Annotated in this window: 1 pseudogene; it reads right to left on the bottom strand. The window is 66.6% G+C overall.

Going from position 1 to position 1,222, the window contains the following annotated elements:
* Positions 1-1,222 (bottom strand): annotated as a pseudogene (locus AB4Z24_RS22495) (filamentous hemagglutinin); the annotation flags it as partial.

Raw genomic sequence — 1,222 nt, 5'->3', positions numbered from 1 at the left:
GCGATCAAGGTGACGTCGCCACCCTTGCCGCCTTTGGTCTTACCAGTGGCGAGAATGGCGCCGCCCGACGAGACGTCGATCACGCTGCCGGTCTTTAGCGTCACGTCATGAGTCGATTTCAGGGCGACCGTGCCGCCGTTGAGATACGCGAGCTTGCTGCTGTCGGATGGGTTCAGCAGCGCGTTGACCCACACACCGCGCAGGTCGAGCGTCACGCCGTCCCGCACGTTGATCGACGAGGCGCCGTTCTTGAGCAGCACCATCGCGTTGCCGCGGTCGGCGCCGCCCTTGAAGTAGTTGTCGACGGTGAGCGCGCCGCTGCGCGCGGTGATGTCGGCCTTGATATCGACGACGGCGGCATTGAAGTTGATCTGGCCGCCATCGGCCAGCGTCAACGCCCTTTCGACCGTGATCGTATCCTTGGTGCCGATGTCGAGGCCGCCGAGCTTCTGCTCGTTGAGATGACCGGCATCGAACCAGACGGTGCCCGTGCGCGCCGCAGGCAGCGCATCGTCGGCGGCAAGGCCGGCGGTGATGGCGGCCACATCGCCGAACCTGACGTCGGAATTGAACAGGCCATTGCCGTTTGCAACGCCGTAGGCGCCGACATGCAGCTGGCCATTGAGCGCGACCTGGGTCTGTCCGACCTTGTAGCCGTCGGTAGTGCCGGCGGGGCGCGCGKTGAGCTGACGGCTGCCCTGSACGACGTTGGCGAGGATCTTGCCTTCGAACACCGCCGTCGGCGTCGACAGGATCAGCGACCCGGCATCGCGGCCGACCGTGTAGCCGTCCTCCCACCGCGTCGTCACCCGCCCCTTGCCGAACGGGCTGCTCCAGACCTGCGTCACCCCCCAGCGGTCGTTCGAGCGCACGAAGCCTTCGCCAACCCCGTAGAACGTCATGTCGCCGCGGGCGTCGTTGACGTTATAGAGCCGGCCGTCCTTGCCGAGGAAGTTCGTCGTCTGGATGGTGCCCCCCGCGTACGCCAGCGAGCCGCCGGAGATGTCGAAGATCGAGCCTTGTTGCGCGAYSACCTCCGGCGCCGACAAGGTGATGGTGCCGCCGACCGCAGCCCATTCGCCGATCGTGTGCTTGGTGTTGGCGAGATAGCCGCCGACYTCSAGSAGMCCGCCCGGCGTGTAGTAGCGGTCGCTGTCGTAGCCGCCSGTSCCSGCCGGCACGTAGATCAGGTCGCGCAGGTCGACCCAGACGTCGGCGTTCT

Origin of the sequence: Hyphomicrobium sp. 2TAF46 (genome assembly GCF_052114865.1) — a bacterium.
GTDB lineage: Bacteria > Pseudomonadota > Alphaproteobacteria > Rhizobiales > Hyphomicrobiaceae > Hyphomicrobium_B.
The sequence above is the reverse complement of the archived record's forward strand: the minus strand, read 5'-3'. Positions and strand labels throughout refer to the sequence as shown.